Source organism: Trichocoleus sp. FACHB-6, from assembly GCF_014695815.1.
Taxonomy (GTDB): Bacteria; Cyanobacteriota; Cyanobacteriia; order Cyanobacteriales; family FACHB-T130; genus Funiculus; species Funiculus sociatus.
In genome coordinates this window covers 1-22,635 of record NZ_JACJOY010000078.1, presented here as the reverse complement: position 1 = coordinate 22,635, position 22,635 = coordinate 1, and the positions used below count along the sequence as shown (strand labels likewise).

The following is a 22,635-nucleotide window of genomic DNA, read 5'->3' as shown; positions in this document are numbered from 1 at the left end:
GTATCTCCCCTCTCACGGCACTGAGAAAAGCGCGAGTACCCAGAATGTTTAACGCAACAGAAATTTTAATTGACAGTTTTGTTCAAAGCATTCGTGAAGGCTATCGTCGCACCTACGGCGGCTATAAGCCCGACTACGAAGACATCATCGCCTGGGCGGGGTCTATGGCTCTGGAAAACATTGCTAACAGCGATGCCCTCTATCACAACGTAGAACACTCGATCTTAGTAGCTCTGGTGGGACAGGAAATCTTACGCGGGAGACACATTCGTGAGGGTGGAGTGTCCTGTGAAGACTGGTTACACTTCATCATCTCCGTAGTTTGCCATGACATCGGCTACGTTAAGGGAGTGTGTCGCCAAGATAGAGACGAAGAACGACTTTACTCCACCGGGAAAGATGGAGAAATGGTTTCTGTGCCTCGCGGATCGAGCGATGCTTCTTTGACACCTTACCATGTAGATCGAGCAAAACAATTTATTGAGGAACGCTTTGGCGGTCATAAGCTGATTGACGCTGAGGTGATAAAGCACAATATCGAACTAACCCGTTTCCCGGTGCCAACAGCAGAGGATCATCAAGATACTGTCAATTATCCAGGCTTGGTTCGTGCCTCTGACTTGATTGGTCAGCTCAGCGATCCCCGCTATCTGAAGAAAATCGGGGCGCTGTATTATGAGTTTGAAGAAACAGGCGTGAATAAAGCCCTGAATTATAAGCATCCGGGAGATTTGCGGCGGAACTATCCCAAGTTTTACTGGCATGGAGTATTCCCGTATATTCAGGATGCGCTCCGTTACTTACAGCTAACACAGCAAGGTAAACAAATCATTGCTAACCTCTACTCGAATGTGTTTGTTGTTGAACACGAAAGTGCTGAAGATGAGCGGAGACAACTGGAGGGGCAGCTTAGGTAAGAGTTTTAAGTTTTGAATTTTGAGTTAGAAGCAAATATAACGGTTCTCATTGGTATGCGGTACAGTTTTGACCTTTCTAAACCTCTCTCCAATTCCGGAGAGAGGCTTTCAAATTAGCCCCCTGCCAAGAACAAGATTTTTCCTTTCTCCTCCCCTTCAAGGGGAGGGCTAGGGAAAGGTGGGAAGGGCGTTGAGCGTTAGGTTACGACTGTATTTAACTCAACCGAGAACGGCTATAAGTTAGGAATCAGAATAAACTATGAAATTCTAGATACTGGCTTATCATTTAATTCAGAACTCATAATTTATAACTCATAACTTTATGAACTGGTGGCAAAAATTAAAAAATAATCCCTTGGCACGATCAGGGGCTGTGTTGCTGATAGTTTTCTATTTTGCAGTAATTTTCGCTGATTTTGTGGCTCCTTACCGTCCATGTGACACTTATGACCTGTCTAATGGCCTGTGTGACGTGCAGCCAAATACTTCCTTGTTGGAACCTACCAAGATATACTGGCGCAACCAAGCAGGAGAGTTTATTGGGCCTCACGTTTATCCTACGACTCAGGGCCCAACAGATATCGAGACAGGCGATCGCAAATTAACTGTAAACTTCCAAAAACCGTCACCAGTACGCTTTTTTGTCCGAGGAGCAAAATACCAACTGTTTCAGCTGCGTCTGCCATTGCCACCCAAATTTGATGAGGTAGAAATATTTCCGGGCATCCCCTTGGATTGGCACCTCTTCGGCGCTGTTGGAGAAGGCAAACTGAACTTATTAGGCACCGATGAACAGGGGCGCGATCAGTTCAGCCGCCTGCTGCATGGTGGCAGAATTAGCCTCAGCATCGGCTTAGTGGGAATTATCATTTCCTTTCCACTGGGTATGTTAGCGGGAGGGATTTCTGGCTACGTCGGTGGCTGGGTTGACGGCATTTTAATGCGTGCCGTGGAAGTGCTGATGACCATTCCCAGCCTGTATCTGCTGGTTTCCCTTGCCGCAGTGCTGCCACTTGGACTCAGCAGCGCCCAGCGGTTTTTGTTGATTGTGCTGATTACCTCGTTCATCGGCTGGGCTGGGTTAGCGCGGGTGATTCGGGGACAGGTGCTGTCAATTAAAGAGCGAGAATTTGTGCAAGCGGCGCGAGCAATGGGCGCGAAACCGCTTTACATTATTGTGCGTCACGTTTTGCCGCAGACGGCCACTTACATAATTATCTCAGCAACGCTGGCGGTGCCTGGGTTTATCGTGGCAGAATCGGTGCTGAGTTTGATTGGGCTTGGCATTCAGCAGCCCGACCCTTCTTGGGGAAATATGCTGTCGTTGGCGACTAATGCTTCAATTTTAGTGTTGCAGCCTTGGTTGATCTGGCCTCCGGCCCTGTTGATTATCCTCACGGTGTTGGCGTTTAATTTGCTGGGAGATGGCTTGCGGGATGCCCTCGATCCCCGGAGTTTGCGGCGGTAGTTTAAGTATTCAAGCAAGTTGCGTGAGACATCTTTATCAGAATTAGAGCCGGTGATTATTTTTGGTTGGGTTTGTTGTTAGACCTACCCAGCTGGTTTGTCTTCAACTGGATGTTGACCATAAAACGGTAGCGCTTCCGACCAGTGGGGGCGCTTTTCTTGTTGCCAATCTAGATAGGCAAGTTCTAATACGCTGGAAACTGAGGCACCCAGTCCAGCGCCAGCAGGGATGTCAATTAGCTGATAGGAGGTATTAGACTGCGTTTCTAGGGCTTGGTGCCATGCTGTCGGTGTTAGCACCGTATCTGGCAACAATTGGGTAAGTCCTAAACCGGATGGGGAAACTTGATAAATGGCGGCAAATAATTGACCGCGTTGGGCTGGCATTTGGATAGCGATCGCATTTTTTCCGTTGTCCTTTGCCAATCCCAAATGCGACCAAGCAACAGCTGCCAATGTGGAAATGGCAAACACGGGAATATTCAACTGTTGCCCTAGTGTACGGGCAGTGACGACACCGATGCGAGTGCTGGTGAAACTACCGGGGCCAATTGCTACGGCAATAAACGCCAAATCTGCCCAGGTTTGCGGCTGGATAAACTCAGCTAGATATTGATGTAAATGACTTGATAAATCCCGCCCTAAATCCCAGGTAGAAGAACGGGTATTCAGAGCAAAATTGCTTAAGGCTAAACCCAGTTCAGGGCTGCTAGTGTGGAGTGCTAAGCCGTATTTATTGGAATTAAACTGCACGGAATCCATACTCAGTAGCCTACAAGGAGCGATCGCTCGACATTTTTATAATTTTGAAGCGATAATTTCTAGGTCATAAATTGGCTGCCGAGTCAAGCAGTGCCAGTGACAAGCGAATAAATCTGGCTTTTGGATGCCGATGCTGGCGATCGCGCTTGGGGCTGGAAACGGCAAAAGTCGGTCAAAAACCAGATTTTGATCGCTAAAACCAAACTGTAATAAATAAACGCTTGGTGGAGCTGATAAATATTGCAGCAGCTTGTACCCTAACTGGTAAAGTGGCTGACGCTGCGAGTCGGATAGATGCACCGGCATCCGGTATTTTAAACCTTCACTCGCCTCATCTTTACCAATTACCTCGCCGTAGAGCGGCCCTTTCGCGGTGAGAACCACTGCTAACCAGAAATTTCCGACCCCTGTGGCGTATCCTAATTGCTCAACCAGCTGGCGCAAACCTGTTACATCGCGGCAAGCATTGTAGACGCTCTGAGCTGGAAAATCCAATTCCGGCAAATTCAACGTCAAAGGACACCAAATTAGTTTGTTGTCACTGGTCAGTTGTTTGTTGATAATTAACCACTGAGTGCTTACTACTTGCACGTTTACTGCTGCTGGTAGCGCTTCTGCTTGGTTTTGTAAGCCCGCCTTGGCGGGCTTAGTTTGGGCGGTTGCGCCTATCGTCGGGCTATTTGCCTTAAGCGCCGACACCATTTGCGCTGTTGTGGGCGATGCTGCGATTATTTCCCCAGTTTCATCAACCTCCGCATCAACCACAATCACAACTTTACGCATGACCAAACGTAGGAATAGGGCCAGGAGCATTACCCATGCGCGGGAAACTAGGCAAATCAATGCCCGTTGTTGTCGTGCGGCGGGTTCTGATCGCTAGACGATAGCTGACACTTTGCAACTCCGCGTGGAGTTGACGGTTTTCCCGTTGCAGCATCGCCACTTTCTCGCGGACTGGTGCCATGCGTTCGGCAAATTTCTGTTTATAAATTTGCGGTAACTCCTGTACCACCTGCTCTAACATCCGGCTGCGGTCAGTTAATTCCTGTACTGACTGCCGCAATTGATAAATTTCCGTGTCACGGGAAGTAATCTGCTCTTGATAAAAAGTTACCTGCTGTTCAACTTCTTGCAGTTGTTCTCGCAGCGCTCTCATTTGAGCCATGTGACGCTCAGAAACTTCCGGCTTGGGCATAAAGTTGGCATTGCCCTTAACCAGCCGGAATAGTTCTTGAGAGAGCTGCTGAACTAATTGGTCTCGCATTTGCAACTCTTCGCGCAGGCGAGTTACGTCAGATTGAAGTGTTTGTAGGGTGGGGGTGTCAGTCTGGCTCACAATGGCTTAGAACTCCTCTTGAGATGATTTTCCCCATACGAGGAAGCGATGCGATCGCATATTACTCATATTGCTGTTGCAGCTAATTTACCATTTGCTAGGGCAATTGACACCTGATTGCTACTCTTGTTTGAAATTAAGGGTAAATTCTATCGTATTCTCAGATCCATCTGGATTTTCTACCGTCAAATTCAAATAACTTGTGTAAACACACCTATTTGTGATTGGCGGCGACATCTCAAAGCGATGGGTGTCTTGTAGTATTTAGGTGGAATAAAGAGGAAGTGGTCAAGATGAGTGTAGCCAGCAGTTCCAATAAAATTAAGTTTGGCACCGATGGATGGCGGGGAATTATCGCTTCGGACTTTACCTTCTCCAATGTGTGTAAGGTAACGAGGGCGATCGCTAGTTATCTCGAAACCGCCTATTCTAAAGACCGACCAGTTTTAATTGCTTACGATACCCGCTTTCTAGCCGACCAGTTTGCCCGTACTGCTGCTGAAGTTCTTGTAGACTTAGGCTGGACGGTAAAAATTGTCGATCGGGATTGTCCGACTCCGGTAATTGCTTACAACGCCAAAATTCTCAACTCAGCAGGGGCGCTGATGTTCACCGCTTCTCACAACCCTGCACCTTATTGCGGCATTAAGTATATCCCCGACTATGCTGGGCCAGCGACCCCGGAAATTACAGACACGATTGTAGCCAATATTGAAGGGGCATCAGATGAGCCTGCTTCGGGCAAAAATACCGATAAGATTTCTACCTTTGACCCGAAGCCAGATTATCTCCAGTTTATTTACACGTTGCTGGATGTAGAGCGAATCAAGAGCGCCGGGCTAAAGGTGAAGTACGATGCTCTGTACTCCACCTCTCGCGGATATTTGGATACCGTGTTAGAACACTGCGGTTGCGAAACTGAGTCATTCCACACACACCGCGATGTACTATTTGGCGGCGGAATGCCAGAACCGAAAGGGGAACAGCTGGAGGAACTGGTCGAAGCGGTACGCCGCGATCAAGCGGATTTGGGTTTGGCGACTGATGGAGATAGCGATCGCTTCGGTATTGTAGACGAACAAGGCAACGTGCTGACACCCAACACGGTGCTGCTATTGCTGGCGCGTCACCTGATCAAAAATAAAGGCAAAACTGGGGCAATTGTCCGTACAGTTGCTACTACCCACCTGCTAGATAACTTTGCTGCAAAATACGGTTTGGAAATCTACGAAACTGCTGTAGGCTTCAAATACATCGGCGAGAAAATGCGCGAGACGCAGGTGCTGATTGGCGGTGAAGAATCAGGCGGATTGAGCATTGTCGGACACATTCCCGAAAAAGATGGGATTTTAGCCGATATGCTAGTGGCAGAAGCGATCGCCTACGAAGGCAAGCCACTGTCGCAATTGGTAGAAGAAGCGATCGCTGAAGCTGATGGCCCTCTGTACAACCAACGCCTAGACTTGCACTTAGAGGATGCCCACAAAGCCGCTGTCATCGATTCTTTCACCAAAAATCCCCCAACAGAAGTTGCGGGCATTAAAGTCCAAGAAGTAGGGCGCAAAGACGGCATCAAACTTTATCTGGAAGATGGCAGTTGGGTACTCCTGCGTCCATCTGGTACAGAACCACTGATGCGCGTTTATCTGGAAACAAACTCTCCCGAAAAACAAAGCCAAATCGCTCAACAAATGGAACAAACGATTAACCAGTTGGAACCAGCAGAAGTTTAGGCGAAAGCAAGAGTTAGAAGTGTCCGCGATGTGGGACTTTTCTTAATATCCGTAGAACAGGTGTCTTGCCTTTCTTAATATTCGTAAAACAGGTTTCTCGCCTGTTTTATAATAGCAGGCGAGACGTCCTACCTACGGTAAATCAAGGTTTAACAAAATAAATGAAAACCTTTACCAATTTACTCACATCCATAATCTTAGCGATTTGGGCGGGCGCGATCGCCATCCTTGCCGTGCAGAACGCCACATCAGTGTCGCTGAAATTTTTCACATTTGAGTCAATTCAGATGCCCGTGGGCGTTGTGCTGGCTTTTAGCGCCGGTGTGGGAGCAATTGGCGGTGCGATCGCGCCTCTTTTCTGGTCGCGTGGCAACAGGCAGCTGCAATCTGAGTACGCCGAAGAAGATTTTGAATAGCTATTGCCCCGACGACTGTAGGCGCGGCTATTCAAACAAAACCTGTTGGGAGCAGGTTTCAAAATGCTTCCTTTTTCTGTTACTCCCCGCAAGCAATTCAAGGGTTGGTGCGATACATCTGTAGGGGCATGGCAATGCCATGCCCCTACCAAACGTTAGAACTGCAATGTATTCCACCCAACTGAGAAACGCTATAAAGTCCGTGCAGGCGGACACGAGTTTGTGGAGCATCAAGGCTTTAGCCTGAGGGCATATTGCGCTACTTACTTGCACTCCGCCAGTCCCAAGGTTCCACGAATTTTGTGTCTCGCCAGACACCGCGTCTCGCCTTTTTTGCCTCAGCTTCTGCTTGCTCAACAATAGCCACGCTGGGACAATCTTTTATGTATTCGCGATACACCAGCACCAGCCCTTCTTTGACCAAAACTTCTTGAACAAAAGTGCCATCAGGCAGGCGCACCTCACTCACTTTGCGCCCATACTGGTCAGTATCGGTGATAGTTAAGCGGACGCGATCGCCACCTTGTTTCACCAGTTCTTGCAAACGCTGCTGTGCTTTAAATCCCCACTGAAATTGGTTTTTGTCCGCTGTTTTTTTGCTTTGCTTTTCCTTGTTGGTGTGAGGAATTTCTGGAGCATCCACGCAAGCAAAGCGCACGCTGATGTTTTTCCCACCATCATCCTTCACATTAATAGTATCCCCATCGCTAACGTTGTTAACTGGGTACGTGGGAGGGCCAAAAATAGCTTCACACGCCACCAAGCTAAGGATAAGGGCAGCAGCACCAGTCAATTTGAGGGAGTTCTGAAATAATGTTCGCGTGCGAGTCATCGTCAAGTATTTATAAATAATGAAGCTTTCAGCAGCACAGATGTTTTCTATCTTGGCATAGCTATGTTCATTTTCGCCATTAACGCACTAGCAACTGGATTGGGTTGCCGCACAAAATCTCCCCAATTAAGCTGATTTAGCTGAATGGCATCATAGTTGAACTGCAAAACAATTCTATTGGGAAAAGCCACCTGATAAACGCTAGGTTCTGGAGTTTTGGGAGTAGTGTACGAAAATACCACCACAGGATAGACAAGCACGTTAAATTTCTCAGACAAGCGGGAGAAATAGCGGAACATCCGCTTGCCAAAGTCAGTTTGATTTTTTGCTCGGCTCTCTACATGAATTAGGAAAAGAAATTCCTGTCCTCGAAATTGAGCCTTGACGATTCAATCAGCTTCATAACGTTATGAAGCGCTTACATCAGTAAAGACTTCTTTATCTAAAAACTCTATCGAATCGCGTTCTAGATAAGTTACTACCTCTGGCAAAAATAAGTCTATAAACTCCACAAAAAAGGTGGTAAGAAGCTCTTTAAACAAGCGGTCATGGTCAATCATCCGTGTTTGTCGAAGTTGCTGGGTTTAATTACTTTATTTACATCCAATTCTGTCCTGAACGGATATCAACCGCAAGGTAAACACTCGCAGAGGCAGTGCTGTCCATTTTCAAGCGAATTTGAGAGCGCCCATTGGTAACTATATTCCTCAAGAAAGTTTGGTTGTACTATCAACATCTAACAAAAATAAGGTTAGATTAGTCTCTAATTGACAAATGACAGCGACATGGCTGGCTATCCCTAGAGTATCAGCGTTACGGAAAGATTCTGGTAAAACTCGGATGCTGGATAATGGTACATCCATCAAAGCTGGGACGGTTTCAACGGGGATACCATAAAGTTCACCTACTGTATTTTGGATAACGATTAGGTAGCCTTGTTTATAGTTTTCGTTAGTGTTAGAGGATTGAAATAATCGCTGCTGTAGATTCAAAACAGTAACTTCGCGATCGCCCATATGGACAATCCCCACCCCATTGACACCACTACCATAAATGGGCGTAGAATTGAGGACTTTGTAGACTAACTCAACGCGCAAAGCCAAGTTTAGGCTAGCCATACTAAAGACAAGCACTTTGAGAGGAGGTGCAGCATGGGAAGCGTCTAATGTTGTTTCCGGTTGATTACTCATTGCTCTTGGCTGAGTGGGAGAGGGAGAAAAAGAGAGGGGAGGGATAGTTAGCAATTACCTATTACCCTCTTTGTCAATAAGAGTTTTGATTGCTGCTAAAAATTCTTGATCTAAGTAAGGCTTGGTGAAGTAGGCGCTGGCTCCCAAGTGAGTCGCTAGTTGTCGGTGTTTATCACTGCTGCGACTCGTCAGCATGATGACTGGAATTTGTGATAGCAGTGGTTCTTGACGACGATGGTTGAGAAATTCAAAGCCATTCATATTAGGCATTTCAATATCACAAACTACCATTTGGATGCTTGAATTTTGCTGCAAGTGTTCGATAGCTTCACGACCATCTCTTGCTTGCAAAACTCTATAACCTACTTTTTGCAGAGTCAAGGCTAAGGTTTGTCGCAGGGCGATTGAGTCATCTACGATTAAAATTAGGGGAGATTTGGCAGTATTGGTTGATACCTTAGTTTTGTCAGTCGATGCAGTTTTAATTGGGGTAGAAGCTGGCAAATTGGGTAAAGTGGTGCTGACAAGCGCATTCTGACCTTGCCCAATAAACTGGTTGATAAGAGTTGCGCCATCAATCACTGGAATCAAACTACCATCCCCTAAAATAGTGCAGCCATAGATATAACTCGGAGGCGCGATCGCTCCACCAAAGGGTTTAATTACCAGTTCTTGCTCTGTGACTAAGCGGTCGATTTCTAAAGCTAGAAATTGATTATCTTGGCGCAGCAGCAGCATCGGTGATGCCCAATCTTCTGGAGAAGGAACGGCTACCAATGCTTGGCTAGGGATTGATTCCGGCAATGGAACTGCATAATCTAGTAGTTCAGATAAATGATAGACAGGGACAATTCGCTTCCTCCAGTGCAAGAATCTCTGTTTCCCAGATCGCTTCACCTGGTCAGATTTAGGAATTAAAATTTCTTCGATGCTGTCAGAGGGTAAGGCATACGCAGTTGAACCCACCAAACCAACGAGTAATTTGGCAATAGTCAGCGTCAGTGGGATGCGTAAGGTAAAGGTGGTACCTCGTCCGAGAGTAGATGTCACCGTGACCGTGCCTTTGAGCGATCGCAATTGCGATCGCACCACATCCAAGCCAACTCCTCGACCAGAAAGTTCGCTCACTTGAGTTGCTGTTGAAAATCCTGGCTCGTATAACAAATCAAAAAGTTGATCTGTCGGAGTTGTAGCTAGTTGTTTTGATGACAGCAACCCTAAATCTACTGCTCGATTGCGGATGCGTTCCAAATTGATGCCTTGACCGTCATCCCGCACTTCAATAACTGTTTGACTTCCTTGGTGGTAGGCGCGAATTTCAATCTGACCCCGCTCCGGTTTTTTTTGCTGACGGCGCACTTCTGGTGGCTCAATGCCATGATCGAAGGCATTACGAAGTAAGTGCAATAAAGGGTCGTAGAGTTTTTCCAAGACTGCTTTATCAACTAAAACTCCTGTCCCGCTCAATTTCAGATCGACTGGTTTATCGTAAGTCGTGGATAAGTCGCGTAATGTGCGAGGATAGCGAGTCAAAACTTCACCAAGGGGAAGCATCCGCGCCCACATCAGATCGTCCCGCAGATGTGTGACCATTTGACGTTGGCTTTCTATAGTCTGGCTGGATTGCCCAGCTAGCAGTGCAACGTCACCCACTATTTCTTCGAGTTGCGCCATTTCTTCGAGAGTGTCTTGCAACAGGGAGTGCAGTTCTCCATAGCTGTCCATCTCTAGAGAGTCAAACTCAGTTTGAGTGCTGAGTGTTGTTAGCTCCTCAGCACGAAGTGCGTCCTGAGGAGCCGGCCTCGTGGGTGGGCTGCCGCCGTTGAGCGAACTGGCATTGCTGAGTAAGGATTCTTTGCCTTCCCCTGAAATTTTAAAGTTTAGAGATAAATCTTTCTTTTCCTGAGTCAGCTTTCGTGTCTGGTCACGCACTTCGTGCCGCTCAGCTAACAGCACCCTCGAAGGAGCTACTAGCATCTTGTCTGATAAATCGCGAAGATGATTTGCTATTTCCTGAAATTTCCCAAACCGACGCAGCAGCTCTTGAACAGTCCCCTGCAATTGCTCATTTTGTAGAGAAAGGCTATTTCGATTGATGGATAATTCACCCACCAAATTATTCATTCGTTCTAGCCGATCTAGATCCACTCTGACGGAAAGGTGATGGGTAGGATTTGTGGGGGATGAAGTGGCTTCATTGTTTTCTTGGACAGCAGGCTCAAGAATCGTTTTTGGATTTTGGCGGGCGGATTTGGATAGTGGGGGTACAGGAAGGTTAGATTTTTGATTGTTGGCAGCATCCCCCAATTCAGAATTGGGAGTAGTTGTATTAGAAACTTCCTTTAAAGAGTCTTTTTGTGCGATATAAGTAGCAGGAAACTCTTCAACCAGAGGCAAACTGTCAAATACCTGCTCAATTGATTTAACTAACTTTTTAATTTTATCTGGGGATGGCGCTTCAACTAAGTCCGAATACAGTTCTTGAGGTGGTGTTGAAACTGGTGTGGCTGGAAGCGGCGGAATTCTAACCAACTCAGTTTCTTCTTGGGCTAGCTCTATTGTAGTAATTTGCTCTTCTGGAGTGATGTCACTAGAAGTTTTTACACCAACTATATCTGCAATTTCTGTACTTGGTAATTCTGAAAAACCGTTAGTTAAATACTCTTCTAAGCAATGAACTTCATCAAATATAGTTTTTTGAATTAGTAAATCAATTTCTGAAACTTCTTCTGTTGCAATCGTCATTACCTCTAATTCTTCAAGTTCCAATAAATTTGAATTTTCTGGAGGTTGCTGGCTAGACAGAAAATCATCAATGAGGTCTTCTAAAGAATAGGTGAAATCAATAGTTTCCTCTTGACTCAATAACTCACTTCCTAGAAAATTATTTTCTGTTGAAAGAACCGCACTACAGTCTGATTTGCTACTTTTAGAAACCTGGGAAATCTCTGTAGTTTTGGGTGGCGAGGCAGAGAGAGCCAAAATCTCATCCACAGAAGGAATCGGAGTTAATGTCTCTTCTTCTTGAGGAACTAAAACGATCGCATGGACTTCCTCTGGTGAGGTGACGGAAATCGGATCTGATACATCAAAATTGGAGCGGGTTGTTAGTTCTTCCGTCTGGGATGTCAGGTCAAAGATTTCAAAAAGTTCATCCACAGAAGGAATTGCCTCTGTTGTCTTCTCTTGAGTAAGTAGCTCTGCTACTGTAAGTACCGTGGGTGTGGGTACAGCAAGTTGTGCTAAAGCAGGGGAGGGGACACCGCCTTCAGCGCGATCGCCTGCCAGCACTGCTTCCCTACCTGCCTTAAAATCAGCTAATGCTAGTTGTACAATTTGTAGAGTTTGCTCTGGATGAGCATTGAGAGCCGCTATAGTAGTTTGGGCGATCGCTCCAAATCCTGGCAGATTCAATAGTTCTGCGATTCCGGTAAATACGTCTGCTATTGCACGTAATTCTCCTGCTACTTCGTTGCCTTCAGGATAGATCACAACATTGGTAAGGCGATCCAGTTCCTGCGCTACGTCCACTTCAAATATAGATAAGGTAATATCTATTCCCAATTCAACTGAATTGAGAATGGGGTCTTCTCCTCCCAGAAAATCTCCTAATTGCCCCTCAAGTTGTGCAAACACAGGTTCTGCTATTGCCATTGCCTGCTCTGGATTGAAATAACCAGTGGTAATTTCATCCATTAGAGGCAGGCGGAGACAATCATAAGCCTGCAACAGCAAGGTTTCTAATTCATCATCAATCTGAATTTCCTCGTTGTAGAGTGCTTTAAAGAAATCTTCTAGGCGGTGAGCTAAGATTTTGATTGTTTCCAGTCCTACGCAAGCAGCTCCACCTTTTATTGAGTGGGCAGCACGCATTAGGTTGTGAACTTTAGGGGTACTGCGCTCTGTCTTCAGTGTCAGCAACTCGGCTTCAATTAGTTGCAACAGTTCGGAAGCTTCTTGAATAAAAAACTGATAGGCTTGGTCGCGGATATCAGAGTCGATCGCCATATCAAAGAGTTGAAGGTTTTCAACGGTTGAAGGTTACAGGTTAGAAGGTTGCAGGTTGCAGGTTGCAGGTTGCAAGTGACAAGGTTGAAGGTTGCAGGTTAGAAGGTTGTAGGTTGGCAGGTTGGCTTTTGAACCTTCAACATTGAAACCTTCAACCCTCAACTATTTAAAACCTTCAACCTTTCAACTCTCAACCCTTATTGCACTTTGAATTTACCAACGTTAGCTTGCAGTTCTTGAGCCAACGCCAGCAGTTCCTTAAAGGAGGCGGATACTTCAGTAGCTCCTGTTGAAGTTTTATTGGCAATCGCTGCTACGTTGCTCATGGTTTGAGTAACTTCATCGGAAGCTTTGGACTGCACCGCCGCAGCTTGAGCGATCGCCTCCACCAAGGCGCTGATCTGGACACTGGCAGCAGTAATTTTATTCAGGTTCTGGCGGGCTTCATCCACCAGCTTAGTACCTGTTACCACCTGCTCGGTGCCAGATTCCATCGCTGCAACCACCTCATTAGTTTCCGCCTGAATGCCTGCTACCAACTTTTCAATTTCAGCCGTTGCTGCCGCAGATTGTCGAGCAAGCGATCGCACTTCATCCGCAACCACAGCAAAGCCTCGACCTTCTTCCCCAGCTCGGGCAGCTTCGATAGAAGCATTCAACGCCAACAAGTTGGTTTGGGCAGCAAAGGTGCCAATCAGGTTCACCACTTTGGAAATCTTTTGCGAAGATTCACCCAAACGCTTGACCTTTTTAGACGTTTCTGCTACAGTTTCCCGAATTGCCAACATTCCGTTTACCGTCCGGTTCATGGCAGCGTCACCCTCTTTCACAATTTGGGTAGCTTGTTGCACAGCAGCCTCCGCTTGTTCAGCATTAGCGGCAACCGCTCGAATTGAGTTGGACATTTCCTGAATTCGATCCAGTGCTGCTAAAATTTCCTGAGTTTGCCGTAGGGCTTCTGCCGATAGCTCTTGGACAGAAACTTCATTACTACTGGTAGTTGCTGTCACTTGTTTAGCGGCGGTTTGCACCTGATTGACGATTTTCCGCAAGCTAGCGATCGTCGCATTATAGGAGTCAGCAATAGTGCCGATTTCATCCTCAGTCACCTGCGCCCGAATGGTGAGATCCCCTTTACTCACGGGATCTACTTCCAAGAGCAGTTCCAGCGCCCGTTTTTGTAGGGATTCCTTCGCTAACCTTTGCTGTTGGGCATTTTCAGCTTGTTGACGGGTAGCTTCCTCTTGAGCTGCCAGCAAAGTTTGAATCTGTTCTACAAGAGTTGCTTGGTTCAGTGCAAGACCTACTTGAGTTGCCAACTGCATGAACAAATCGATTTCACCCTTCTGCCAAGTGCGAGTTTTGGAACACTGATGAGCAATCATCAAGCCGAATAGCTCGTTGTCTAACATAATCGGCGCGACCAAGCTGGCCTTGACTTGAAGGCGCTCCAACATCTTGATGTGACAATCGTTCAAACCAGCTTGATAAATATCGTCAATGGCACGGATGCGCCCCTTGTTGTAGCTTCCCCCGCTCGTTTCTTTCAAGCAGGTGTCTTCAATTTTGACTCCTTGAGTGGGCATCCAACCCGTTTCCACAGATTCTGCGATCACTGTCCCATCCCAGTTAGCATCGAAGCGATAGACGATCAATCGCTCTGTGTTAAATGCGTGTCGCACCTCTTCGACTGTTGTGCTAAGGATGTCCTCCAGCTTAAGAGATTCGCGAATGCGAAGCGTAATATTTGATAAAAGTTGCGATCGCTTGGCTTCAGCTTCCTTCTGTTCCAAGTAACCAATCCGGTCTATCGCTAAGCCGACTTGAGTAGTCAACTGCGTGCAGATGGCGACTTCCGACTGCTGCCAAACCCGAGGAGATGAACACTGCTGGACACACATCAACCCCAATAGTTTGTCACCGCTGACAATCGGGGCGATCGCATTGGCTTTGATTTTTAATCGCTCGTACAACTCAATGTGACAAGGCGTGAGATTTGATTGATAGATATCATCAATGACAAATACACGACCCTGACGATACAGTTCTACCCCCTCCTGCGAGTCGGTGAAGTAGGTATCAGCAACTTTTATATTCATGCAACTCGGCAATCCCGGCATCATCGCTTCCGCAACCACAATTCCACTCCAGTCCGGGTTAAAGCGATACAGGAACACTCGTTCTGCATTAAGAATTTGTTGAGCGCCAACAACTGCTTTGTCGAAAACCTCTTGGACATTTAGAGATTCACGCGCACTATTGGCAATGTCTGCAAACAGTTGTGTTAGCTTGGCTTCGACTTCTCGCTGTTTGGCTTCAGCTTCCTTTTGTTTCAGGAAATTGATCCTATCTAGAGCTAGCCCGACTTGAGTGGACAACTGCGTGCAAAAGTCAACTTCATACTGCTGCCAATTGCGAGACGTTGAGCACTGCTGGGTACACATTAAGCCGAGTAGTTTATCACCGCTGACAATCGGCGTAATTACGTTTGCCTTGATTTTTAATCGCTCATACAACTCAATGTGGCAACCCGTCAGATTGGCTTGATAAATATCATTGATGACAAATACACGACCCTTACGATACCTCTCTATCCCCACCTGTGAATCGGTAAAGTAGGTGTCAGTAACGGTCAGGTTCATACAGGTCGGCAATTCTGATATCATTGCTTCAGCAACAACATCTCCACTCCAGTCTGGATTGAATCGATACAGGAATACTCGCTCCGCGTTGAGGATTTGTTGAGCGCCAGTAACTGCTTTCGCAAAAACCTCCTTTACGTCTAGAGTTTCCCTAGCGCTAGTAGCAATGTCGGCACATAGTTGTATTCGCTTGGCTTCGACTTCTTGTTGTTTGGCTTCAAATTCCTTCTGTTCTAGGAAAGTTATCCTGTCTAAAGCTAATCCTACTTGAGTAGACAACTGAGTGCAGAAATCGAGTTCATACTGTTGCCAATTCCGAGCAGATGAACACTGCTGGGTACACATCAATCCCAGTAGTTTATCGCCGCTGACAATCGGCGTAATTACGTTTGCCTTGATTTTTAATCGCTCATACAATTCAATGTGACAAGGGGTGAGTTTGCCTTTGTAAATGTCATCAATGACAAATACGCGACCATTTCGATACAGTTCTACTCCCACATTAGAGTCGGTAAAGTAGGTATCTGTCACCTTAATTTGCAGGCACGAAGGCAAACCTGGCATCACCGCTTCAGCGACCACAATTCCACTCCAGTCCGGGTTGAAACGATATAAGAATACCCGTTCTGCATTGAGGATTTGTTGAGCGCCTGTCACCGCTTTTTCAAACACCTCTTTAACATCTAAAGTTTCCCTCGCACTGGTAGCAATGTCAGCACACAGCTGTATGCGCTTGGCTTCAACTTCTTGCTGTTTGGCTTCAGATTCCTTCTGTTTGAGGAAATTGATCCGGTCTAAAGCTAAGCCTACTTGGGTAGATAACTGCGTACAAAAGTCAACTTCATACTGCTGCCAATTCCGAGAAGATGAGCATTGCTGCGTACACATCAAGCCTAATAACTTGTCGCCACTAACTAGCGGCGTGATTATATTAGCCTTGATTTTTAGTCGCTCATATAACTCTACGTGACAATCCGTGAGATTGGCTTTGTAAATGTCATCAATGACAAATATGCGACCATTACAATACCGTTCTACTCCCACATTAGAGTCGGTGAAGTATGTGTCACTAACTTGCATCTTCAGGCAAGAAGGCCAACCAAGTGCAACTGCTTCGGCGACAATATCCCCACTCCAGTCAGCGTTGAACCGATACAGAAACACCCGTTCTACATTGAGAATTTGTTGAGCGCCAGTAACTGCTTTCTGGAAAACCTCCTTGACATCTAAAGTTTCCCTCACGCTGGTAGCAATATCAGCACACAGTTGTATGCGCTTGGCTTCAACTTTTTGCTGTTTGGCTTCAGCTTCTTTCTTTTCTAAATAGCTAATCCGGTCTAAAGCTAGCCCCACTTGAGTGGACAACTGCGTGCAGAAATCGACTTCATATTGCTGCCAATTTCGAGGAGATGAACACTGCTGGGTACACATCAAGCCTAGTAGTTTGTCGCCGCTGACAATTGGCGTAATTATATTAGCCTTGATGCCAAATTCCTCATACAACCTGATATGGCAAGGATTGAGATTGGCTTTGTAAATGTTATCAATGACAAAGACACGACCATTGCGGTATAGTTCTACTCCTACATCTGATTGTGTAAAATAGGTGTCATTAACTACCTTATTCAAGCACGAAGGCCAACTGGGTGCCACTGCTTCAGCAACTACATTCCCACTCCAGTCCGGGTTGAAGCGATACAGGAACATTCGTTCCGCGTTGAGGATTTGTTGAGCGCCAGTAACTGCTTTTTCAAATACCTCCTTGACATCTAGCGATTCTCTAGCGCTGGTGGCGATCTCAGCAAATAACTTTGCCCGTTTTGCTTCAAATTCTTGTTTGCGTAACAAGTCTTTGACTCTAGCCACCAGGTTATTAAAGCTAAGAGCCAAAGTTTGGGTTTCCGCAGTACCGCGAGGTTCAACGTAGGCATCCAAATTTCCAGCCGCTAGCTGCTCTGATGTACCCGTTAATTCTTTTAAAGGTGCAGACCAACGGCGTGCTAAACTCACTACAATCCCTGTACCAACTGCTCCTAGGGTGAGGAAAATTAGGACAAATATTAGGGCATGCTCATTCCCTGCGGCTCCAATCTCAGAAAGATCAATCGAGGTTACGCTGACTAAGTCTATGCCGGGAACTACGGCAAGGGTATACTTTCTGTCGTCGTGATTGAAGGAGGTGCTTAAAACTAACTGTCCTTGTTCGTGAACAAAGGGAATAATAGTTAGTCCTTGGAGTTGATCTCTGGTAGTAAAATAGCTAGGCTTTCTCCCTAAACTTGGCTTTTCCCCAAAAACAGCCTTTTGTGCTTTTAGTTCTTCTAACAGAGCTGTTGCCTTTTGGAAAATCGCCTCACCCCCTAGCAGCTCTGCGTTGCCAATAGTGCCATTAGGCGTTATTGTGCTGATAACGGCTTTGCTTGCAGGAGCTAAAATCTGAATTTTTTCCGATGCGCTGAGGCCTATATGTTTTAAAGGCACTGCTAAATCGTCAAAGTTGGCAGCAGTCATTACACTCTTAATGACACCTAGAAATTCGCCTGAATTTGGATCTTTAATTGCGTTGCTCAATTCAATACTAGGATTTCTGCCTTGCTCAAGCTTAAATTCACTAATCCACTGACCTTCACTTTTTGCTTTTTGCCACCATTCATTGCCACTCTGGACAGTATTTTCAACAGGAGCCGCTGAAGCAACAACTAACCCATTTTGGTCGGTAAACAATAATTCGGGAAAATTCTGTTTTTTCGCGGTTGCCTGCAAATAATAATTTAATGTTGGGCTAGGCTGGGGTGGTTTTGGAACTGCCAAATTCACCTTTGCTTGAGAAGGTGTTAACTGATTAAGTTGAACGGTTTGGGTTGGTTTAGTAGCAGCGCGAGCAGCATTAATAATTAAAGGATTTTCTGCTAAAGAGGATGGAACGGTAAAAGCATCCTTAACCTTGCTGCCAGCTAGGTCGGAGGATAGCATAGCGTCATTCCATAACTTTGAGTCAATGCTACGAGCTGCCTGATAGTTATTTATTGCCCAGAACGCCGCTCCAGCTATAGCCAGAGGTGCCAATACCACAGGTAGGATTGTTGTTAGCAATTGGCTGCGGAGGGTGGAGCTTTTTGGTAAACTTAGTTTTTGCGGCTGCTGACTAGGTTTTTCTTGCTTTTTTTGCTCTAGTCCATCCCTCACCCAGTTATCTGCATTTTGCTCAAGGCTCTGGGATTCGTTAAAGTCTTGTTGAGTAGCAGTTAGTTTAAGAGGAATAGGATCTTGATGCTTAGCAGTTACTTTGCGACCATTTAGGCGACCGCGACCGTTAGTTGTGACTTTTGTTTTGTTAGGTTGAGGATCGGATGGTTGATGCATATATGAAAGTTCTCTCAGCTATAGAGAATTATGGCTATTTGACTGGGCTAATAAATTGAGAATTTAATAGGGTAAAACCAACTAAATTCAAAAAATAAATTGGTTAAAAAGATTAACCTTTTTGGTTGGGCATTCCCGCAAAAACTGATTCGCTGTCTAAAACTACCAACATCTCTCCAGTGGATTTTATCCAGTAACCTCGTAAAAATGGCAGCAGTTCAAGAGTTACAGCGGATTGAAGGGGAGATTGGATTAAATTTGGATCGCACCATTCCATATCTTCCACTTGATTAACCACCAGTCCCAGCATTTTTCTACCCGTGATTTGGGTACCTATTCGCTGTTTTACTAACACTTGCTGTGCGCTATGAATCACAATTACTGTGTAGGTTGAGCGGCTAATTGCGTGTTGATATAAAGGGGTTAGTCCTACCAAGCGCCCCAAATCTACCATCCATAAAATCTCACCACGCCAGTTATAAACTCCCATTATCCAAGCTGGCAGATGAGGAATAGGCACAATTTGATTTATGGGAATGGTCAATACTTCCGTCATCTGATGCACAGGTAAGAGCGCTGTAGTATCAGGCAAAAGATGGAACCGCAAAAACTGCTGTCCCACAACTGCTGTATGTCCTGGGATATGAGTTTTAGATAGTTCAGCTAAAGTTGTGTTTGTGGGCAACAACTCCGATTCCATTGCTTGTCTCCTTGCCCTTTAGTAAGGGCGAACGCTAATTTTTAATTAATTGCTTAACAGTACGCAACAGTTCTTCTTGATCCACCGGCTTGGGGATGTAAGCATCTGCTCCTTGTTTCAGTCCCCAGAATTTATCCATATCAGTTCCTTTGGTGGAACACATTACAACTGGAATTTTGTTAGTTTCTGCATCAGCTTTCAGCTCGCGGCATAGTTCAAATCCACTACGACCTGGCAGCACCACGTCTAGAATGATGACATCAGGTTTATAAGCCAGAATTTTTTCTAAGGCTTCTTCTCCATTATTAGCTGTCAAAACATTTAATCCGCCCCGTCGCAAACAGCTACTAAAAATTTCTCTTTCAGTTAAAGTATCTTCAACAACTAAAGCAGTAGGCATGGTGTTAACCTCTTAGGAAAGATGATTCTAGCGTGTTACTACATCTATCAGAATAACCAGCATTAAAATATTATTAAAAGTACAAATTTCTACAAGCCTTACTTTTAATAAATTTTTTCTTTAATACGGTTTTCAACTAGCGCCGTTTAAACTTTGTTTCATCACTACTCCCGCTCCACCTGCGTTGGCTGCTGATGATTTCAAAGCAGATTTTGGTGTTTTTTCTGGAGCCAGATACTTTTGAATGACTTGCAGCACTTTTTTCGGTTCTGGTGGCTTGCTTAAAAAATCTACAGCACCAGTAAGTTTGGCTTGGCTGCGGTTAATTAGGTTATCCCGACTGGTGAGGATAATAATCGGCGTTTTCTGAAATATTGGCGTCTGGCGTAAGAAGGCACAAAGGCTATAGCCGTTAGCATCCGGCATTACTAAGTCTAGGAAAATTAAGTCTGGCTTTTGGTTGGCGAGGATACCCATCTGTTGCAATGGCTCAGTTATCTTCAACAGCCGATATCCAGCGGGTATGAGGATTTTTTCTAATACCTGACCAATAACTGGACTATCATCAATACAGGCAATTAAAGGGCCGGAGAGATTTGGCGTTGGAGATGCACCCACTTTTATAGCAGCAGGCTTTTGCTTTTGTGAAACGGGTTTGGGTAAATCTGGAACTTCTTTGAATTCCACAAGATTCTTACGAACCAAGGTAAGTAAAGATAGTGTCACTGCCCACGCAGGTTGCCGCAGCTGATAAGCAATATCCCAAAGGGTGTTTTGACTATTGAGCAACTGAATTAGGCTTAAAGAAGCTTCTTTAGAATCTTGATTTGGTTTTTGAGGAGATTGTTTTAAAACAGGTGCCAGGTTAGGGGAAATTTGTCCTAAATCTTTCGCTTGCCACTGTTCCCACATTTGTTGAGCTTTTTGAAAAACTTGTTTTGCTGGAAGCAAAGCTATGGGAGCAGTTGATAGTTTGGAGGGTTGCCAATGGCTGGTAAGAGGGGCTGGATAACTAACCAGTTCAAAAAACACCTCTAAAGCGTTGGTTTGAACAATAGCCTTGACTTGATTTATATTTAGGCTACCTTCTTTAATGCCTTCCTCCAGCACCTGGTACTCCCAAGGTTGATTAGCAAAAGACACCTCAGGGGCAAACTCAGGACAGGATTGCTTCAACGCCCTTTGCCAACGGCGGAAGCAGTGGTGGCTGTCAGTGGCATAAAAAAGATGCCCTTGAAAGAAGTATAAGTGCCATTGGCGATCGCTCTGGCTTAGCACCTCGGTCGGCGAATCGCTTGGCGTATTGTTTTGCAACTTATCGCCACTAACAAGGAGCAATTTCCCCGTTCCTTGTCGCTGGCTGACTAAATCTATTAACTGAACAATCTTTGCCAAACTTAATGTAGTGGCTTTCATTTTTATTAAATTAGTTCAAATACTGCCTATGTCACGAAGTATACAGAATTAATGAGATTTTTTTCATCAGTAAATTTTCTGATTTTAATTTCGTAATATAAATTTTATATAAAATAACTAAAATAACTTTATAAAAAGTTTATAAAATTACGGTTCCATTTGAGCATCCGAGTATTTTAACTCAAGCTAAAAACCTTGCTTTACACCAATTAAGAAACAATATTGAAAATTATTAAATCTTTATTAATACTAAAAACTATAGCCGATCGAGTTTTGTGACATACAATTTTAAATAGTTTATTAAAACTTAACCCTAGCCTAAGAATTGCGTTCTTGCGTCCAGACTATGCTTAGGTAGGTAATTGACTGTTAGTGCTGAGCAAACCCAATAGGAAAAAGCCTTACCCGACATGGTTTGCAGAGATTGTAGAAGCTAGGGTTGCTGCTAGGCGAGCAGACTGGGAACGCAAAAGCCAAGAACTGGAAGTTATAAACAGGTGAGTGAACTTAAACTATTGGTTGAGAGTTGTAGTTGGTAGGAGTACGGCAATGCCGCACCCCTACAGTTATCAGTTGTCATACCAAATCACTGTTTTGATGCCACATTTACGAGCCCCCAACCCCGTGCTAAGGCACCGCTTCCCTAACGGTAGAAACAAAAGGGGCAATAGACGGATTCATGGCAGACAGGGAAATGGTATCAGTTGTTCATTGTTCAAGAGTGGAATAGCGATCGCTCTACTCGGATCGCTATGCAGGGCAAACGCATCTAAATTCTGGATTTCCTTCCCGTAAGGATTTGATAACTTGATAATGATAAATACTAAATGCTTGAAGCCCTTGTCTAGTAGGCATTTCAGAAATAAGATGCGTTTGCTCTGGCTCGCTATGGGATGGGAGCGATCGCTACGAAGATAGCTTCACGCAAAGCGTATGCAAGGCAGGACTCTTGAACCCTGAACCTACAAACACATAAACCAGTTAGCTACTGATTCCTTAATTTTTATTAGTCACATTCTAACTATCGCTCTTCCATCACTCTTATGAGAGAATAATAGAGTAAAGTATCGCAAACTCTTTGCTAGAGTATGTTTGGGGCAAGAGAACCTGCATCGACAATAAAATTTGTTGACGATTATTGTCAATGGTATAGAAAACTCTTTCCAGAGGTAAGAAGTTTTGAGGCGTTTAAATATCTACACGTTGGGATGATTTCCGATATTAAACGTAAAACACTACCAGCAATATCACGTATAGTCGGATTAAGCAATGAGCAAGGACTCTTACATTTCCTCACCGAGTCGCCTTGGAAATTGGAGCAATTAAGACTTGCTAGATTAAGAGGATGTTTTAAAAGTCGGTTAGATAGCAAAAAAGCTCACTCAGTGTAAGCTGCGAATATGTAGTACACAGCACTGAGAGAGCGTTATGAGTAAAGCTTACCCCAGTAATT

At 45.1% G+C, this 22,635-nt stretch carries 14 protein-coding genes and 2 pseudogenes; 5 read left to right on the top strand and 11 right to left on the bottom strand.

The genetic code is table 11. The features are described from left to right. Positions 1–44 precede the first annotated feature (44 nt). Positions 45–917 (top strand): Npun_R2479 family HD domain-containing metalloprotein, encoded by an 873-nt coding sequence (locus H6F66_RS15290; protein ID WP_190422775.1) that lies wholly within the window; start codon positions 45–47, stop codon positions 915–917. Between the two features lie 322 nt (positions 918–1,239). Beyond that, positions 1,240–2,385: an ABC transporter permease gene (locus H6F66_RS15285; protein ID WP_190422773.1), complete on the top strand. Its 1,146-nt coding sequence runs from the start codon at positions 1,240–1,242 to the stop codon at positions 2,383–2,385. Between the two features lie 83 nt (positions 2,386–2,468). Here the strand turns inward: H6F66_RS15285 and tsaB are convergent, their stop codons facing one another. The 3 genes from tsaB to H6F66_RS15270 are packed head-to-tail and all read right to left on the bottom strand — an operon-like array spanning position 2,469 to position 4,482. Beyond that, complete coding sequence (tsaB, locus tag H6F66_RS15280) at positions 2,469–3,146, bottom strand: tRNA (adenosine(37)-N6)-threonylcarbamoyltransferase complex dimerization subunit type 1 TsaB (RefSeq protein ID WP_190422771.1); 678 nt, start codon at positions 3,144–3,146, stop codon at positions 2,469–2,471. A 36-nt stretch (positions 3,147–3,182) separates the two neighbouring features. Next, a complete protein-coding gene (locus H6F66_RS15275; protein WP_190422770.1) occupies positions 3,183–3,929 on the bottom strand; it encodes a hypothetical protein in 747 nt (248 codons plus the stop codon). Continuing rightward, entirely contained in the window at positions 3,922–4,482 is a 561-nt protein-coding gene (locus tag H6F66_RS15270) for an Npun_F5560 family protein (RefSeq protein ID WP_190422768.1), read from the bottom strand. The genes H6F66_RS15275 and H6F66_RS15270 overlap by 8 nt, the downstream gene beginning before the upstream one ends. A 293-nt stretch (positions 4,483–4,775) precedes the next feature. On the opposite strand from H6F66_RS15270, the gene H6F66_RS15265 reads away from it, so the two are divergent. Both H6F66_RS15265 and H6F66_RS15260 read left to right on the top strand, forming a co-directional pair. Beyond that, positions 4,776–6,215, top strand: a complete 1,440-nt coding sequence (locus tag H6F66_RS15265) for a phosphoglucomutase/phosphomannomutase family protein (protein WP_190422766.1) — start codon at positions 4,776–4,778, stop codon at positions 6,213–6,215. Positions 6,216–6,376: 161 nt separating this feature from the next. After that, complete coding sequence (locus H6F66_RS15260; RefSeq protein WP_190422764.1) at positions 6,377–6,631, top strand: LapA family protein; 255 nt, start codon at positions 6,377–6,379, stop codon at positions 6,629–6,631. Positions 6,632–6,890: 259 nt separating this feature from the next. Here H6F66_RS15260 and H6F66_RS15255 read toward each other — a convergent pair whose 3' ends face one another. The 8 genes and pseudogenes from H6F66_RS15255 to H6F66_RS15220 all read right to left on the bottom strand — a co-directional run bounded on the left by H6F66_RS15255 (position 6,891) and on the right by H6F66_RS15220 (position 21,182). Beyond that, positions 6,891–7,463, bottom strand: coding sequence for a thermonuclease family protein (locus H6F66_RS15255; protein ID WP_190422762.1), 573 nt, complete (start codon positions 7,461–7,463; stop codon positions 6,891–6,893). 59 nt (positions 7,464–7,522) lie between these two features. Next, positions 7,523–8,023, bottom strand: a pseudogene (locus H6F66_RS29355) (flagellar assembly protein H); the annotation flags it as partial. Between the two features lie 147 nt (positions 8,024–8,170). Next, positions 8,171–8,653, bottom strand: coding sequence for a chemotaxis protein CheW (locus H6F66_RS15245; protein ID WP_190422760.1), 483 nt, complete (start codon positions 8,651–8,653; stop codon positions 8,171–8,173). Between the two features lie 54 nt (positions 8,654–8,707). Next, positions 8,708–12,661, bottom strand: a complete 3,954-nt coding sequence (locus H6F66_RS15240) for a response regulator (RefSeq protein ID WP_190422758.1) — start codon at positions 12,659–12,661, stop codon at positions 8,708–8,710. 197 nt (positions 12,662–12,858) lie between these two features. Next, positions 12,859–18,666 (bottom strand): GAF domain-containing protein, encoded by a 5,808-nt coding sequence (locus H6F66_RS15235; protein ID WP_190422756.1) that lies wholly within the window; start codon positions 18,664–18,666, stop codon positions 12,859–12,861. A 112-nt stretch (positions 18,667–18,778) separates the two neighbouring features. Then, positions 18,779–19,366, bottom strand: a complete 588-nt coding sequence (locus H6F66_RS15230) for a chemotaxis protein CheW (protein ID WP_190422748.1) — start codon at positions 19,364–19,366, stop codon at positions 18,779–18,781. A gap of 34 nt (positions 19,367–19,400) precedes the next feature. After that, positions 19,401–19,766, bottom strand: a complete 366-nt coding sequence (locus H6F66_RS15225; RefSeq protein ID WP_190422746.1) for a response regulator — start codon at positions 19,764–19,766, stop codon at positions 19,401–19,403. 132 nt (positions 19,767–19,898) lie between these two features. Beyond that, on the bottom strand, positions 19,899–21,182 hold the full coding sequence (locus H6F66_RS15220; RefSeq protein ID WP_190422744.1) for a response regulator: 1,284 nt from the start codon (positions 21,180–21,182) through the stop codon (positions 19,899–19,901). A 1,088-nt stretch (positions 21,183–22,270) separates the two neighbouring features. On the opposite strand from H6F66_RS15220, the pseudogene H6F66_RS15215 reads away from it, so the two are divergent. Further along, positions 22,271–22,513, top strand: a pseudogene (locus tag H6F66_RS15215) (IS701 family transposase); the annotation flags it as partial. Positions 22,514–22,635 lie beyond the last annotated feature (122 nt).

Bases quoted from the DNA above. Each gene is read 5' to 3' on its own strand.
- H6F66_RS15255 (WP_190422762.1), bottom strand. From the start codon at position 7,463: ATGACTCGCACGCGAACATTATTTCAGAACTCCCTCAAATTGACTGGT.
- H6F66_RS15235 (WP_190422756.1), bottom strand. From the start codon at position 18,666: ATGCATCAACCATCCGATCCTCAACCTAACAAAACAAAAGTCACAACT.
- H6F66_RS15240 (WP_190422758.1), bottom strand. From the start codon at position 12,661: ATGGCGATCGACTCTGATATCCGCGACCAAGCCTATCAGTTTTTTATT.
- H6F66_RS15275 (WP_190422770.1), bottom strand. From the start codon at position 3,929: ATGCGTAAAGTTGTGATTGTGGTTGATGCGGAGGTTGATGAAACTGGG.
- H6F66_RS15285 (WP_190422773.1), top strand. From the start codon at position 1,240: ATGAACTGGTGGCAAAAATTAAAAAATAATCCCTTGGCACGATCAGGG.
- H6F66_RS15265 (WP_190422766.1), top strand. From the start codon at position 4,776: ATGAGTGTAGCCAGCAGTTCCAATAAAATTAAGTTTGGCACCGATGGA.
- H6F66_RS15225 (WP_190422746.1), bottom strand. From the start codon at position 19,766: ATGCCTACTGCTTTAGTTGTTGAAGATACTTTAACTGAAAGAGAAATT.
- H6F66_RS15290 (WP_190422775.1), top strand. From the start codon at position 45: ATGTTTAACGCAACAGAAATTTTAATTGACAGTTTTGTTCAAAGCATT.
- H6F66_RS15245 (WP_190422760.1), bottom strand. From the start codon at position 8,653: ATGAGTAATCAACCGGAAACAACATTAGACGCTTCCCATGCTGCACCT.
- H6F66_RS15260 (WP_190422764.1), top strand. From the start codon at position 6,377: ATGAAAACCTTTACCAATTTACTCACATCCATAATCTTAGCGATTTGG.
- H6F66_RS15220 (WP_190422744.1), bottom strand. From the start codon at position 21,182: ATGAAAGCCACTACATTAAGTTTGGCAAAGATTGTTCAGTTAATAGAT.
- H6F66_RS15230 (WP_190422748.1), bottom strand. From the start codon at position 19,366: ATGGAATCGGAGTTGTTGCCCACAAACACAACTTTAGCTGAACTATCT.
- tsaB (WP_190422771.1), bottom strand. From the start codon at position 3,146: ATGGATTCCGTGCAGTTTAATTCCAATAAATACGGCTTAGCACTCCAC.